General features: G+C 63.6%; 13 protein-coding genes. 5 read left to right on the plus strand and 8 right to left on the minus strand.

Annotated features, from left to right (window positions below; genetic code table 11):
- The first annotated feature begins 38 nt into the window (after nt 1-38).
- Together tesB and GV002_RS04100 are read left to right on the plus strand one after the other, a co-directional pair.
- Complete coding sequence (tesB, locus tag GV002_RS04095; protein WP_160017169.1) at nt 39-908, plus strand: acyl-CoA thioesterase II; 870 nt, start codon at nt 39-41, stop codon at nt 906-908.
- A complete protein-coding gene (locus GV002_RS04100) occupies nt 905-1,498 on the plus strand; it encodes an HAD family hydrolase (RefSeq protein ID WP_160017170.1) in 594 nt (197 codons plus the stop codon). Before tesB ends, GV002_RS04100 begins: the two co-directional genes overlap by 4 nt.
- A gap of 11 nt (nt 1,499-1,509) precedes the next feature.
- Here GV002_RS04100 and GV002_RS04105 read toward each other — a convergent pair whose 3' ends face one another.
- A complete protein-coding gene (locus tag GV002_RS04105; protein WP_160017171.1) occupies nt 1,510-2,598 on the minus strand; it encodes an alpha/beta hydrolase family protein in 1,089 nt (362 codons plus the stop codon).
- 31 nt (nt 2,599-2,629) lie between these two features.
- Complete coding sequence (locus GV002_RS04110) at nt 2,630-3,583, minus strand: SDR family oxidoreductase (RefSeq protein WP_160017172.1); 954 nt, start codon at nt 3,581-3,583, stop codon at nt 2,630-2,632.
- 106 nt (nt 3,584-3,689) lie between these two features.
- Between GV002_RS04110 and GV002_RS04115 the strand changes: the two genes are divergently transcribed.
- Complete coding sequence (locus GV002_RS04115) at nt 3,690-4,301, plus strand: TetR/AcrR family transcriptional regulator (RefSeq protein ID WP_072424352.1); 612 nt, start codon at nt 3,690-3,692, stop codon at nt 4,299-4,301.
- Between the two features lie 87 nt (nt 4,302-4,388).
- Here GV002_RS04115 and adeC read toward each other — a convergent pair whose 3' ends face one another.
- The 3 genes from adeC to GV002_RS04130 are packed head-to-tail and all read right to left on the minus strand — an operon-like array spanning nt 4,389 to nt 10,125.
- Nucleotides 4,389-5,822: an AdeC/AdeK/OprM family multidrug efflux complex outer membrane factor gene (adeC, locus tag GV002_RS04120; RefSeq protein WP_160017173.1), complete on the minus strand. Its 1,434-nt coding sequence runs from the start codon at nt 5,820-5,822 to the stop codon at nt 4,389-4,391.
- Complete coding sequence (locus GV002_RS04125; RefSeq protein WP_160017174.1) at nt 5,819-8,962, minus strand: efflux RND transporter permease subunit; 3,144 nt, start codon at nt 8,960-8,962, stop codon at nt 5,819-5,821. Before GV002_RS04125 ends, adeC begins: the two co-directional genes overlap by 4 nt.
- Before the next feature lie 14 nt (nt 8,963-8,976).
- A complete protein-coding gene (locus GV002_RS04130; RefSeq protein WP_160017175.1) occupies nt 8,977-10,125 on the minus strand; it encodes an efflux RND transporter periplasmic adaptor subunit in 1,149 nt (382 codons plus the stop codon).
- 180 nt (nt 10,126-10,305) lie between these two features.
- Between GV002_RS04130 and GV002_RS04135 the strand changes: the two genes are divergently transcribed.
- A complete protein-coding gene (locus GV002_RS04135; protein ID WP_160017176.1) occupies nt 10,306-10,962 on the plus strand; it encodes a TetR family transcriptional regulator in 657 nt (218 codons plus the stop codon).
- An 81-nt stretch (nt 10,963-11,043) separates the two neighbouring features.
- Here the strand turns inward: GV002_RS04135 and GV002_RS04140 are convergent, their stop codons facing one another.
- From GV002_RS04140 to GV002_RS04150, 3 genes are all read right to left on the minus strand, one after another.
- Nucleotides 11,044-11,226 carry a hypothetical protein gene (locus GV002_RS04140; RefSeq protein ID WP_160017177.1) on the minus strand — a complete coding sequence of 61 codons (183 nt, stop codon included), beginning with the start codon at nt 11,224-11,226 and terminating at the stop codon, nt 11,044-11,046.
- Between the two features lie 346 nt (nt 11,227-11,572).
- On the minus strand, nt 11,573-12,589 hold the full coding sequence (locus tag GV002_RS04145) for a zinc-binding alcohol dehydrogenase family protein (RefSeq protein ID WP_160017178.1): 1,017 nt from the start codon (nt 12,587-12,589) through the stop codon (nt 11,573-11,575).
- 22 nt (nt 12,590-12,611) lie between these two features.
- Complete coding sequence (locus tag GV002_RS04150) at nt 12,612-12,905, minus strand: putative quinol monooxygenase (RefSeq protein WP_160017179.1); 294 nt, start codon at nt 12,903-12,905, stop codon at nt 12,612-12,614.
- Between the two features lie 105 nt (nt 12,906-13,010).
- Here GV002_RS04150 and GV002_RS04155 point away from each other — a divergent pair, with 105 nt between their 5' ends.
- Complete coding sequence (locus GV002_RS04155) at nt 13,011-13,925, plus strand: LysR family transcriptional regulator (RefSeq protein ID WP_160017180.1); 915 nt, start codon at nt 13,011-13,013, stop codon at nt 13,923-13,925.
- Nucleotides 13,926-14,016: the final 91 nt, after the last annotated feature.

A 14,016-nucleotide genomic window follows, 5' to 3' on the forward strand; every position in this document is an offset into this window, starting at 1 on the left:
TTTCAACGGTCTGTTACCCCTGCACGAGGAGACAATCCATGACCCAGGTACTCGACGATCTGGTCGCGCTGCTGAGCCTGGAACAGATCGAGGAAAACCTGTTCCGTGGCCGCAGCCAGGATCTCGGTTTTCGCCAGTTGTTCGGTGGCCAGGTGCTTGGCCAATGCATTTCCGCCGCCAGCCAGACGGTCGAGGAGGCGCGCCACGTGCACTCCATGCACGGCTACTTCCTGCGCCCGGGCGATGCCAGCCTGCCGGTGGTTTATCAGGTCGAGCGCACCCGCGATGGCGGCAGCTTCAGCACCCGTCGCGTGGTGGCGGTGCAGAAGGGCAAGCCGATCTTCTTCTGCAGTGCCTCGTTTCAGTATGACGAAGAGGGGTTTCACCATCAGAGCGAGATGCCGGGCGTCCCCGGCCCCGAGGACCTGAAGTCGGAAACCGAGCTGGCGCGCATGGTCGCGCCGATGATTCCCGAGCGCATGCGCGAGCGTGCGATCAGCGACAAGCCTATCGAGATTCGCCCGGTTACCCTGATCAACCCCTTTGCCCCGCAACCCTGCGAGCCGGTCAAATACGTGTGGTTCCGCGCCGCCGGCGAGCTGCCTGACGACCCGCAGCTGCACAAGTACCTGCTGGCTTACGCCAGTGATTTCAACCTGCTGACCACCTCGATGCAGCCCCACGGTGTGTCGGTGTTCCAGAAGTTCATGCAGGTGGCCAGCCTTGACCATTCGCTGTGGTTCCACCGCAACCTGCGTATGGACGACTGGCTGCTGTACGCCATGGACAGCCCCTGGGCCGGCAATGCCCGTGGTTTCTCCCGCGCCAGCATTTACAACCGTCAGGGCGAACTGGTGGCCTCCGTCGCCCAGGAAGGCCTGACCCGCGTGCGTGAGGACTGGAAGTGAAGACACTGCGTGAGGCGCGTCACTGGGTGTTCGACATGGACGGCACTCTGACTCTGGCGGTGCATGATTTTCCGGCGATCAAGCGGACGCTGGGCATTCCCCAGGAGGATGACATTCTCCATCACCTGGCGGCGCTGCCGGCGGAGGAGGCCGCGCAGAAGCATGCCTGGCTGCTGGAGCATGAACGCGAGCTGGCGGTAGCCTCGCGCCCGGCACCAGGTGCCATCGAGCTGGTGCGTACCCTGAGCGAGCGTGGCTGCCAGCTCGGCATCCTGACCCGCAATGCTTACGAACTGGCGCTGCTGACGCTGCAGGCCATCGGCCTGGATGACTGCTTCGCCACGGCGGACGTTCTCGGCCGTGATGAAGCTCCGCCCAAGCCTCATCCGGGCGGATTGCTGCACCTGGCCGAGCGCTGGAGTGTCAGGCCGCGTGAGCTGGTAATGGTCGGCGACTACCGCTTCGACCTGGAGTGCGCCCAGGCCGCCGGTGCGCGCAGCGTGCTGGTCAACATGCCGGACAACCCCTGGCCGGAGCTGACCGAGCTGCACGCGCAGGATTGCGCGCAGCTGTTGGCGGGGCTGGGCTGAGCGGCGAGGTCTCAGTTATTGACGGCGTGTTGCGGGCTTGTGACTGATGCGGTGTCCATGCCCCGAGCCTGAGCGAGAATGGGTTGCCAGTCGCTGCGCCATTGCGTCAGTGCCGCGCCATCGCCGCGAAATACCAGGTCGAGAAAAGCCAGGCTCAGGTCGGCCGTGGCTGCCTTGGTCTTGGCGTTGAGAGAGGGGCCGCCGGTGAACGAGCGATCGGTGAAGATGCTGTGGGAGCCATCGCGAAATACCGCCAGCAATTTGGTCGGGTTGGCCACCGCATCGTAGATTGCCAGGCGGTCATCCGCGCCAGAGCGATAACCCGGAATCTGGATCACGTCATCGGTGGCGGTCACATGCAGGGTCGGTACCGAGACCTGGCCGAGCACCGCTGTCAGGTTTTTTTCACCATAGAACGGCGGGGCCGAGATGATCACCGCGGCGGCAAAGCGAGGATCGCGGTAGCTGATGACCTGGCCATCCCTGACCACCTGCGCCCCTGCCGTGAGCAGCGCCGTGTTGGCGCCGTAGGAGTGCCCGGCGATGACTATACGTTGTGGGTCGACCGCAGCGCCCATCTTCCCTGTCGCAGCGGAAAGCATCTGGTCGAGGGCGAAGCTCACATCGCTGGCACGGGCCATCGCTTCGCTTTCCTGGGCGGCATCGTGCAGGCGCTCCACCACGGCGAACGGGTTACCCCGCCACAGCGCGGAATCACTGCCGACATGCTGCACGTGCAGGCTGGCGACGCCGTGGCTCGACCAGTGCTTGCCGAGGTAGCTGTAGCCTTTGCGTGAGCCGCCGATGCCATGGGAGAACACCACCAGCGGCACGCTGGCGCCTGGCTGCACGTTGACCGGCCAGTAAAGGCGTACCGGAACGGCGCGCGAGCGGGTCTGATCGAGCCAGTCGAAATCGCTGATTTCGTAGGCCGGCTCCTCTGCTTCGGTGGTGTTGGCCGTGGCCGTATTCGACACGGCCAGCATGGCCAGCAATGCGCTTGCCAGCATCTTCCAGCCTCTGCGTCGTGGTTGTGCGACGAAGTCGGCGGAGTCGGCAAGTTCGTCGCTGCTGGCTTGGTATTTCAGAGTCGAGTTCATCGTGGTACGGATTCCCTGGCGGCTGTTCAAGCTATGGAAAGAGTTGGTAGGGCTTGGTGATCCGCAAAGGCGCGGCGGGAAATGACATGCCGGTGAGGCGTTCGGATTCGTTCCACAGGCGTCTGGCCATACCCAGGTCCATTGCCTGCAGAGGCGTTCTGGCGAGGACGGGATAACCGCGGGTTTCGCTCAGCCTGTTCGGGCCGTAGTAGGCGCCGCCCTGAGCTTGCGGGGCGGTAGCGGCGAACAGCGTCGGCAGCGCGCCCTGAGCCGCTGGCTGGAACAGGAACCAGAGCAGGCGCCGGGCACTGCCGGCCGCGCTCCACTTGCCGGCGCCATTGGGCAGCAGTTCGGTACGTGACACACCCGGATGCGCCGCGATACTGCGGATACCCCAGCCAGCCGCGTTGCTGCGGCGTTGCAGTTCCAGGGCGAACATCAGGCAGGCCAGTTTGGATTGGCTGTAGGCGACCATCGGCTTGTAGTCACGGGTGGATTGCAGGTCGCTCAGGTCGATGGCGCCTTGCCTGGCAGCGATGCTCGAGAGGCTGACAACGCGCGGCTGATCGCCCTTGCGCAGCAGCGGCAACAGTTGGGCGGTCAGGGCGAAGTGACCAAGGTGGCTGGTGCCGAATTGCAGTTCGAAGCCGTCGGCCGTCTCCTGGCGCTGCGGCGTCATCACCCCGGCGTTGTTGATCAGCAGGTCGATGTGGCCATCGGAGTCGCCAAGGCGTTTGGCAAAGGCGTCGATGGAATCGAGGCTGGCCAGATCCAACTGCTCGAAGCAGACGTCTGAACCCGGAGTGAGTTGGCGGATCTGCTCGACGGCAGCCGCGCCACGCGAAGGGTTGCGGCCGGCGAGTATCACCCGCGCTCCCGCTTCGGCCAGGGCTTTTGCGTCTTCGAAGCCGAGCCCACCGGTGCCGGTGATGACGGCGGTGCGACCGTGTAGCGAGGGAATATCGGAAGTGGTCCAGTTGGCCATGATCGTTGCCTTGCCTCAGAATGGGGCGCTAATCTGAATACGTAAATAATTGCACTGGGTGCAAACATTAGTGCACTCAGTGCAATTATCGCAATAGGCTATTGGAATGTCCGAATCTCTCCCTCCCGAGGGCAATGCGCCTGCCGAAGGCCTGCGAGAGCGCAAGCGCCGGGCCACTCGGCAGCGTATCGCCGAAGTCGGGCTGCAGTTGTTTCTCACAAATGGTTACGAAAGCACCACGCTCGACGCGATCGCCGCCGAGGCTGGTATCTCGCGGCGTACCTTCTTTTCCTATTTCAAGTCGAAGGATGACGTCATCCTGTCCTGGCAGGAGGCCGGCTGGGCCAGCATCCACAGCGAGCTGCTGCAGGTTTCGCCGGATATCGCGCCGCTGGATGCCGTGCGCGATGTATTGGTGAGTCATATTTCCCGCTACACCACCGAGCAGATGGCGGCCATCGACCGACTGATGCGCTCCAGCGAGTCGCTGCTGGCACGCAAGCAGGCGCATTACGCCGAGCAGGAGAGGCAACTGTTCGCCACGCTCTGTGAGGTATGGCGCCAACCCGAGCGGCGCATGACCCTGCGGGTGGTGGCCATGGCGTCTCTGGGCGCCATGCGCCTGGCGATCCAGACCTGGCAGGAGCAGGTGGGGCAGCCCAAGCCCGTGGCCAGTTATCTCGAGGAAGCGTTCGAGACGCTCAAGTCCGAGCTCTGACCGACTGACCCAGCAAAAAAACGCCCCCGCAAAGACTGCGGGGGCGGCGCGTTGGATAAGGTCGTCCTTGAAGCGGGTTACGCGCGGTCAACCTTGTGGGGCGTTGCTCCCCGTATTGCTCCAGCCACCACCCAGGGCCTTGTACAGCTCCACTTCGCTGCTGAGCTGGGCCAGGCGGTCTGCGATCAGTTGCTGGCGCACGCTGAACAGCTGACGCTGGGCGTCGAGCAGGGTCAGGTAGCTGTCCACGCCGGTGCGGTAGCGGCGTTCGGCCAGGTCGTAATAGGTCTCGGTGGTTTCCAGCAGGGCACGCTGGGCGTCCAGTTGCTGGCGGTAGGTGGTACGTGCGGCGAGGCGGTCAGCGACTTCCTGGAAAGCCACCTGAATGGCTTTCTCGTACTCGGCGACGCGGATATCGCTCTGCAGTTCGGCATAGTCGAGGTTGGCGCGCAGGCGGCCGGCGTTGAAGATCGGCAGGCTGATCTGCGGCTGGAACAGCCAGGTGCCCGAGCCGCCGTCGAACAGGCCGGACAACTGGCTGCTGGCGGTGCCGGCATTGGCGGTCAGGCTGATGCTGGGGAAGAACGCCGCACGCGCCGCGCCGATATTGGCATCGGCGGCCTTGAGCTGGTACTCGGCCTGCAGCAGGTCGGGGCGACGCTGCAGCAGGTCGGCGGGCAGGCCAGCCGGTACCTGCTCCAGCAGTTCGGCGTTCAATGCCAGACCTTGCGGCAGGTTGGCCGGCAGGCCGGTGCCGAGCAGCTGAATCAGGGCGTTGCGATCCTGAGCGACCAGGCGCTGGTACTGCGCCAGGCTGACGCGGGCGCTGTCCACCGAGCTGCGTGCCTGGCTCAGGGCCAGGGCATCGGCGACGCCGACGTCGAAGCTGCGCTGGGTCAGCTGGTAGCTTTCCTCGAAGGTCTTCAGGGTGTCCTGGGTCAGTTGCAGCAGCGCCTGATCCGCCTGCCATTGCAGGTAGGCGTTGGCGACGCTGGCGACCAGGCTGATCTGCGTGCTGCGCGCGGCCTGTTCGGTGGCCAGGTACTGCTGCAGGGCCTGCTCGCTGAGGCTGCGGATACGACCGAAGAAGTCCAGCTCCCAGGCGTTGACGCCCAGGGTCGCGCTGTACTGACCGCTGGTACGGGCTTCACCGGTCTGGCTCAGATCGGCCGGCAGGCGCTGGCGAGTGCCGGCGCCGTCGGCGGAAACCGAAGGCAGCAGATCGGCGCGCTGGATACGGTACAGCGCGCGATAGGCTTCGACGTTCAGTGCAGCGACACGTAGGTCGCGGTTGTTCTCCAGTGCCACCTGTACCAGTTGCTGCAGCGCCGGGTCGCGGAAGAACTCGCGCCATTGCAGGTCGGCCGCCGCACGGCTGCCTTCGCTGGCGGCGCTGCCATAGGCTTCGCCTTGCGGCCAGTCGGCGGCCACCGGAGCGTCAGGACGTTCATAGTCGGGAATCAGGCTGCAGCCGCTGAGCAGAGCGGCGGCCACGGCCAGGGACAACAGGGACTGCCTCATTGCAGTACCTCCTTCTCGTTTTCACGGGTCGGCTCGGGGCGCTTCTTCTCGAAAATCGAGCAGACCACGACGTAGAACAGTGGAATCCAGAAGATCGCCAGGATCATCGCGCTGAGCATGCCGCCGATCACCCCGGTGCCGATGGCGTGCTTGCTGCCGGCGCCGGCACCACTGGCGATGGCCAGTGGCAGACAGCCGAGGATGAACGCCAGCGAAGTCATGATGATCGGGCGCAAGCGCATGCGGCAGGCTTCGATGGCCGCTTCGGCGAAGGTCATGCCCTGTTCGTACTGCGCTTTGGCGAACTCGACGATGAGAATCGCGTTACGCGCCGACAGGCCGATGGTGGTGAGCAGGCCAACCTTGAAGAACACGTCGTTGGACAGGCCACGCAGCTCGGTGAACATCAAGGCGCCAATGATCCCCAGCGGCACCACCAGCATCACCGCGAACGGGATCGACCAGCTCTCGTACAGGGCTGCCAGGCACAGGAACACCACGATGGCGGAGATCACGAACAGTGCAGTGGTCTGCGAGCCTGCCAGGCGCTCCTCGTAGGACAACCCGGTCCAGGAGTAGCCGACGCCCTGTGGCAATTGCGAGGCGATTTCCTCGACGGCGGCCATGGCATCACCGGTGCTGTAGCCAGGCGCCGGAGCACCGAGGATCTCCACCGCCGAGACGCCGTTATAGCGCGCCAGCTTCGGCGCACCATAGGTCCATTCACCGCTGGCGAAGGCGCTGAACGGCACCATGCGGCCCTGGTCGTTGCGCACGTACCACTTGTTCAGGTCTTCCGGGCTCATGCGTGCTTCGGATGTGCCTTGCAGGTAGACCTTCTTCACTCGACCGCGATCGATGAAGTCGTTGACGTAACTGGCACCCCAGGCAATCGACAGGGTGCTGTTGATGTCCGCCAGCGACAGGCCGAGGGCGCGGGCGCGCTCGTCATCGATCAGCAACTGGTACTGCGCCTCGTCGCGCAGGCCGTTGGCGCGCACGCTGTCGAGCACCGGGTGCTGGTTGGCCAGTTGCAGGAATTTGTCACGTGCCTCGTTCATCACCTGGTGGCCGACGCCCGCCTGATCCTGCAGGAAGAAGTTGAAGCCAGTGGCGTTACCCATCTCCATGACCGCCGGCGGGGCGAAGGCGAACACCATCGCATCGCGGAAGCTGAAGAAGTGCATCTGCGCACGTTGCGCCAGCGCGGCTACGCCATTCTCGGCGCCGGGACGTTCACCCCAGGGCTTGAGCATGATGAAGGCCATACCGGAGCTTTGACCACGGCCGGCGAAGTTGAAGCCGGTGACGGTGAACACCGACTTGACCGTGCTCGCCTCGTCTTCCAGCAGGTACTGGCGCATTTCGTCGACCACCACCTGGGTACGCTCGGCACTGGAGCCGGACGGCGTCTGCACCTGGGCGAAGAGCACGCCCTGGTCTTCCTCGGGGAGGAAGGCGGTGGGGATGCGGGTGAACATCCACGCCATGATGATGACGATCACCAGGTACAGCAGCAGGTAGGGCGCCTTGCGCTTGATCATGCCCGCAACGCCGCGCTGATAGGCATTGCTGCCGCGCTCGAAGGTGCGGTTGAACCAGCCGAAGAAGCCGCGCTTGGCCTCGTGGTGATCGCCATCGATGGGCTTGAGCAGGGTGGCGCACAGCGCCGGGGTGAAGATCAGCGCCACCAGCACCGACAGAGCCATGGCCGAGACGATGGTGATGGAGAACTGCCGGTAGATCACCCCGGTGGAGCCGCCGAAGAACGCCATCGGCAGGAACACTGCCGAGAGCACCAGGCCAATGCCCACCAGTGCGCCCTGGATTTGCCCCATGGACTTGCGCGTCGCTTCCTTGGGCGATAGCCCATCCTCGCGCATCACCCGTTCGACGTTTTCCACCACCACGATGGCGTCGTCCACCAGCAGGCCGATGGCCAGGACCATGGCGAACATGGTCAGGGTATTGATGGAGAAACCGAACGCGGCAAGTATGCCGAAGGTGCCGAGCAGTACCACCGGCACCGCCATGGTCGGAATGATGGTGGCGCGCAGGTTCTGCAGGAACAGGAACATCACCAGGAACACCAGCACGATGGCCTCGAACAGGGTGTGCACCACCCCTTCGATGGAGGCCGAGATCACCGGCGTGGTGTCGTAGGGGAAGACCACTTCCATGCCGGCCGGGAAGAACGGCTCGAGATTGGAGATGGTTTCACGCACCGCCTTGGCGGTATCCAGGGCGTTGGCGCCGGTGGCCAGGCGAATCGCCAGACCGGAGGCCGGCAGGCCGTTGAACTGCGCGTTGATGGCGTAGTTCTCGCCGCCCAGCTCGACCTTGGCGATGTCACCCAGGCGCACCTGGGAGCCATCGGGCTGAACCTTGAGCAGAATCTTGCGGAACTCTTCCGGGGTCTGCAGGCGCGTCTTGCCGATGATCGTGGCGTTGAGCTGATTGCCCGGTGCCGCAGGCAGGCCGCCGAACTGGCCGGAGGAAATCTGCACGTTCTGCGCCTGGATGGCGCTGCGCACGTCAACTGGAGTCAGCTGGAAGCTGTTGAGCTTGGCCGGGTCGAGCCAGATACGCATGGCGTACTGCGCGCCGAACACCTGGAAGTCGCCGACGCCCTTGGTCCGTGAGATCGGGTCCTGCAGGTTGGAGACGATGTAGTCCGACAGGTCTTCACGGGTCATGCTGCCGTCTTTCGACACCACGCCGATGACCATCAGGAAGTTGCGCACCGACTTGGTCACGCGGATGCCCTGTTGCTGGACTTCCTGTGGCAGCAGCGGGGTGGCCAGTTGCAGCTTGTTCTGCACCTGGACCTGGGCGATATCCGGGTTCACCCCCTGTTCGAAGGTAACGATGATCTCCATGCTGCCGTCGGAGTTGCTCGACGAGCTGACGTAGCGCAGGCCGTCGATACCGTTGAGCTGCTGCTCGATCACCTGCACCACGGTGTCCTGCACCGTCTGCGCCGAGGCGCCCGGGTAGCTGACCTGGATGGCAACGGCAGGTGGCGCGATGCTCGGGTACTGGTTGATCGGCAGCTTGAGGATGGACAGGCCACCCGCCAGCATGATCACCAGGGCGATCACCCAGGCGAAGATCGGCCGGTCGATAAAGAATCTGGACATTCAGTACTTCTCCGTTAGTCCTGGCCGCTGGCTTGTTCGGCGTCTTGGGCAGGCTGTTCGGTGTTGACGTTGCCGGCCGGCACGGCCTTGACCTCGGCGCCAGGCTGCACGAACTGCAGGCCCTCGGTGATCAGGCGGTCGCCTTCGTTCAGGCCTTCCTCTACCAGCCAGGCACTGCCTGCGGTGCGATCAGCCTTGAGTACGCGCAGTTCAACCTTGTTGTCGGCACCCACCACCATCGCCGTGGGTTCGCCGCGCTGGTTGCGCGTCACACCCTGCTGCGGGGCGAGGATGGCGTTCTGCTTGACCCCGGAGAGCAACTCGGCATGTACGAACATGCCCGGCAGCAGCAGGTGGTCCGGGTTGGGGAACACGGCGCGCAGGGTCACCGAGCCGGTGCTTTCGTCCACTGCCACTTCGGAGAATTCCAGGGTGCCTTCATGGGCGTAACGGCTTCCGTCCTCCAGTTTCAGCGCGACCTTGGCGGCGCTGTCGCTGGCTTTCTGCAGGCGACCATCGGCCAGGTCACGGCGCAGACGCAGCAGTTCCTTGCTCGATTGGGTGACGTCGACGTAGATCGGATCGAGCTGCTGGATGGTGGCCATGGCGCCCGCCTGGCCATTGCTGACCAGCGCACCTTCGGTTACCGCAGAGCGGCCGATGCGACCGCTGATCGGCGCCATCACCTTGGTGTAGCGCAGGTCGATGCGCGCCTGCTCCAGTGCGGCGTCAGCCTGCAGGGCGGCGGCGCGAGCTTCATCATAGGCCTGTTGGCTGACGGCCTTGTCGGTGACCAGCAGCTTGTAGCGATCAGCCAGGGACTTGGCGGACAGCTGCGTGGCCTGGGCGCTCTTGAACGTGGCTTGGTAGGTGGCTGGGTCGATCTGGTACAGCTGCTGACCCGCCTTGACCTCGCTGCCTTCGGTGAACAGGCGCTTCTGAATGATGCCGTTGACCTGTGGGCGCACCTCGGCGATGCGATAGGCACTGGTGCGGCCTGGCACTTCACTGGTCAGTGCAAAGGGTTTGGCTTCGAGCGTTACCACTCCGACTTGCGGGGTTTGCTGGGTCTGTGGGGCGCTGGATTCCTGGCAGCCGGTGAGACTGAGCATTGCCACGGCGATGGCGGAAACCAAGACAGCGAAGGCTGGCTTCGAGTGCATCTGAGAACCTCGTTTTTATCGAATCATGGCCCAAGGGGCGAAGGGGACGAAGGCAGGGGAAAAAATCGATGGAGGAATATACTTACGTACGTGAATGTTTGTAAATGCCTAAAGCTGCCTGCATACTCTCGCCCGTCCTTCCTTACCGAAGGGTTACGGCAAAGCGACAGTAGGTGACAGATGGCCAGAAGAACCAAAGAGGAAGCGCAGGCGACGCGGGTGCAGATACTCGATGCCGCCGAGCGGGTGTTCCATGCCCAGGGCGTTTCCCGTGCCTCTCTGGCGGAAGTGGCGAAAGAAGCCGGCGTCAGCCGCGGCGCTATTTATTGGCATTTCGAGAACAAGATCGATCTGTTTCAGGCGATGCTCGAACGTCTGCGCCTGCCGCTCGAGGAACTGGCGCGTGCCAGCGAGAGCGAGGACGAGCCTGATCCACTGGGCTGCATGCGTGAATTGCTGGTCAAGGCCCTGACGCGCCTGGCTTGCGAACCGCAGACCCACCGCACCCATGACATCCTGCGTTACAAATGCGAATACACCGGTGAGCTGCTCGGCCTGCGCGAGCGCATGCAGGCGCTGAGCCTGGAGTGCGATCAGCGTATCGCCAAGGCGCTGAGCAACGCGGTCAACAAGGGCCAGCTGCCGAGCGATCTGGACTGCGCGCGCGCAGCCGTCTGTCTGCATGCCTATATGGAAGGTATCGAGTCGAACTGGTTGCTGGTGCCCAACTTCGACCTGGCACAGCAGGCGCCCGCGCTGGTCGACACCGCGTTGGACATGCTGTGCAGTCCGGCATTGCGCCTGATGACGGTCAGTCAGCTGCCTGACGAGAGGTAGGGTGCGCTGCGCGCACCAGGGGTTAGCCCGGTTGTTCGGTGCGCACAGCGCACCCTACGCTATCGCAATCAGGGCTGAGATTCAGCTCGCTTGACGTTGCGCGGGCCAGTCGGGCAGGTTGTGTGGCGCACGCACGCGGGCTTCCAGCCTGACGACGAACTGGCGGGCTTCCTCTTCGCTGCGAAAACTCACGCAATGCTGATCCAGTCGAACCTGCCACAGGCATTCGCCGCCCTGATTGCGTGGCTGAACGAGAACTTTCATGCGAACCACCTCCTTGAGCTGCGACGAGTCGCCAGTGCTTGTTGGGGACAATCAGGATAGTTCGCTTGCACGATTTTTTTCTGATCTGAGTCAAATGACCGACCAGCGTGATGGCCGCTTCGCGATAAGCGGTACCGCGAAGGCAACGTGACTGGGTCAGGCGACGGGGCTGAAGCAGAGAGGTAGGGTGCACTGTGCGCACCAGGTACTAGCCGGTTTTTTCGGTGCTCACAGCGCACCCTACGACATCGTAATCAGGGCTGAGATTCAGTCTGTAGGGTGGGCGGTTTTCCGTTTCAGCCCACCACACCGACTCACCCCGTGCGACCCAGCCCCGCATCGCGCCTCAGAACCCTTCGAGCACGATCTTGCCCTTGGCCTTGCCACTCTCCAGCAACGCATGGGCGCGGCGCAGGTTGGCTGCATTGATGGTGCCGAAATGCTCACCGAGGGTGGTCTTGATCACGCCGCTGTCGACCAGATCGGATACTCGTTCCAGCAGACGATGCTGCTCGATCATGTCTTCGGTCTGGTACAGAGAGCGGGTGAACATCAACTCCCAATGCAGTGACAGGCTCTTGCGCTTGAGTTGCATCACGTCCAGTGGTTGCAGTGGGTCGTCGATCAGCGCCAGGCGCCCCTGAGGCTCCAGGGATTCGACCAGTTGTGCGTAGTGCTGGTCGGTTTGGGTCAGGCTGGCGACATGGGTGACTTGGCCGATGCCAATGCGCGCCAGTTCCTCGCTCAGCGGCTTGCTGTGATCGATCACATGATGTGCGCCCAGCTCACGGACCCAGGCCTGGGTTTCCGGGCGCGAGGCAGTGCCGATCACGGTCAGGCCGGTCAGGTGGCGTGCCAGCTGGGTGAGGATCGAGCCAACACCGCCGGCGGCGCCGACGATCAGCAGGCTCTGGCCCTGATCGGCCGAACCCTCGGCAACCTGCAGGCGCTCGAACAGCAGTTCCCAGGCGGTGATGGCAGTCAGTGGCAGGGCCGCAGCTTCGGCGAATGACAGGCTGCTTGGCATATGGCCAACGATGCGTTCATCGACCAGGTGCAGTTCGCTGTTGGCACCGGCACGGTCGATGGCACCGGCATAGAACACCCGGTCGCCGGGCTGGAACAGGCTGACTTCGCTGCCCACGGCCTGGACGATACCGGTCGCATCCCAGCCCAGCACTTTGGCGGCGCCGTTCTCCGGTTTGACGCCGAGGCGGATCTTGGTATCGACCGGGTTGACCGAGATGGCCCGAACCTCGACCAGTAGATCGTGCGGGCCCGGAGTGGGGTCGGCCAGCTGTATGTCCTGCAGTGCTTCGGGATGGTCGGCAGGCAGGGATTGGTAGTAAGCGACGGCTTTCATGGAAATGGTCCTCTGTGAGATATCAGGTAAGGGGTTGCAGCGATAGCAGATCGATGCCCGCAAGCCGCTCGCCGAATGCGTTGGTGAAGTATAGAAAGTGGGGCGCTGCGCGATGCTGGTCCAATGCCTCGGCGTCGCGCCATTGTTCGATCATCACGAACTGGTGCGGGTCCAACTTGTTGCGGTGCAGCGCGTACTGCAGACAACCGGGCTCTGCGCAGGTGGCCGTGACCAGGCGTTGAAGGCCTGCGGCCACTGCCTCGGCATGACCTGGCAGGGCCTTGATGGTGGCGATCAGTGTGAGAGCAGTGGTCATGGCTGGCTCCGGTGGGGTATTGGAGTCATGCTCGTTTATTTGTGTGGCAAGAAAAAGCAGCGGGTAATAGAGTCTCTTTCATCATTATTTTGAAAGTGAACGGCCATGCTGCGTTTCGACGACCTGCAACTCTTCGTACGTACCGCCGAAACCGGCAGCCTGTCCGCTGCGGCGCGGCAGCTGGATGTATCGCCAGCGGTCGCCAGCGCCGCCCTCAAACGTCTGGAGCAGCAACTGCAGGTGCGCCTGCTGGCGCGTTCGACGCGCAGTCTGCGCCTGACGCCCGAGGGCGAGCTGTATCTGGTGCATGCCCGGCTGGCGTTGCAGAGCTTGGAGGAGGGACGTCAGCAACTGGTCGGCAGTCAGGAGGGTATTTGCGGCGTATTGCAGCTTTCTGCGCCCTCGGATCTGGGGCGTAACACGCTGTTGCCCTGGCTCGACGAGTTCCAGGGCGAGCATCCGCAACTGCAACTGCGCCTGCTGCTGGCAGACCGGGTGACCGACCTGTTTCGTGAGCCGGTGGATATCGCCCTGCGCTACGGCGCACCGGAGGATTCAAGCCTGGTGGCGCTGCCGGTAGCACCGGACAATCGTCGGGTGCTCTGCGCTTCACCTTCCTACGTTGCCCGGCACGGTTCGCCGCAGAGCGTGGAGGAGCTGCATCAGCACAACTGCCTGCTCTATATGCTGCATGGCCGTGCGTATGATCGCTGGCGCTTTCAGGACGGCAAGCGCGAAGTGCTGATGAACGTCGCGGGTGATCGAGTCTGCGACGATGCCGATGTCACTCGACGCTGGGCCGTGGCCGGGCGGGGTGTGGTGTACAAGTCCTGGCTGGATGTCGCCGAAGACGTTCGCGAAGGACGCCTGCAGGTGCTGCTGCCGAACTGGCTGGGCGAGCCGACGCCTTTGTATCTGGTCTGTGCGCACCGTGCTCAGTTGAGCAAGGCGGTGCATCTGTTACGTGAATTCGTGCAACTGCGCTGCCAGCGTTTGCTGGACGCTGCGCCATGGCGTTAGCACTCGACGCGATAAAGCCCTGAGGCACGGTAGGGCTGCATTACAAACCGGCTGCATGCAACTGTTCGCCTGATGCACGTCAGTGCGGCCC

This window comes from Pseudomonas sp. 8O, assembly GCF_902506495.1.
Lineage (GTDB): Bacteria > Pseudomonadota > Gammaproteobacteria > Pseudomonadales > Pseudomonadaceae > Aquipseudomonas > Aquipseudomonas chaetocerotis.

Coding starts and splice junctions, on each gene's coding strand:
- tesB (WP_160017169.1), top strand. CDS start 39: ATGACCCAGGTACTCGACGATCTGGTCGCGCTGCTGAGCCTGGAACAG.
- GV002_RS04105 (WP_160017171.1), bottom strand. CDS start 2,598: ATGAACTCGACTCTGAAATACCAAGCCAGCAGCGACGAACTTGCCGAC.
- GV002_RS04110 (WP_160017172.1), bottom strand. CDS start 3,583: ATGGCCAACTGGACCACTTCCGATATTCCCTCGCTACACGGTCGCACC.
- GV002_RS04115 (WP_072424352.1), top strand. CDS start 3,690: ATGTCCGAATCTCTCCCTCCCGAGGGCAATGCGCCTGCCGAAGGCCTG.
- adeC (WP_160017173.1), bottom strand. CDS start 5,822: ATGAGGCAGTCCCTGTTGTCCCTGGCCGTGGCCGCCGCTCTGCTCAGC.
- GV002_RS04125 (WP_160017174.1), bottom strand. CDS start 8,962: ATGTCCAGATTCTTTATCGACCGGCCGATCTTCGCCTGGGTGATCGCC.
- GV002_RS04130 (WP_160017175.1), bottom strand. CDS start 10,125: ATGCACTCGAAGCCAGCCTTCGCTGTCTTGGTTTCCGCCATCGCCGTG.
- GV002_RS04135 (WP_160017176.1), top strand. CDS start 10,306: ATGGCCAGAAGAACCAAAGAGGAAGCGCAGGCGACGCGGGTGCAGATA.
- GV002_RS04140 (WP_160017177.1), bottom strand. CDS start 11,226: ATGAAAGTTCTCGTTCAGCCACGCAATCAGGGCGGCGAATGCCTGTGG.
- GV002_RS04145 (WP_160017178.1), bottom strand. CDS start 12,589: ATGAAAGCCGTCGCTTACTACCAATCCCTGCCTGCCGACCATCCCGAA.
- GV002_RS04150 (WP_160017179.1), bottom strand. CDS start 12,905: ATGACCACTGCTCTCACACTGATCGCCACCATCAAGGCCCTGCCAGGT.
- GV002_RS04155 (WP_160017180.1), top strand. CDS start 13,011: ATGCTGCGTTTCGACGACCTGCAACTCTTCGTACGTACCGCCGAAACC.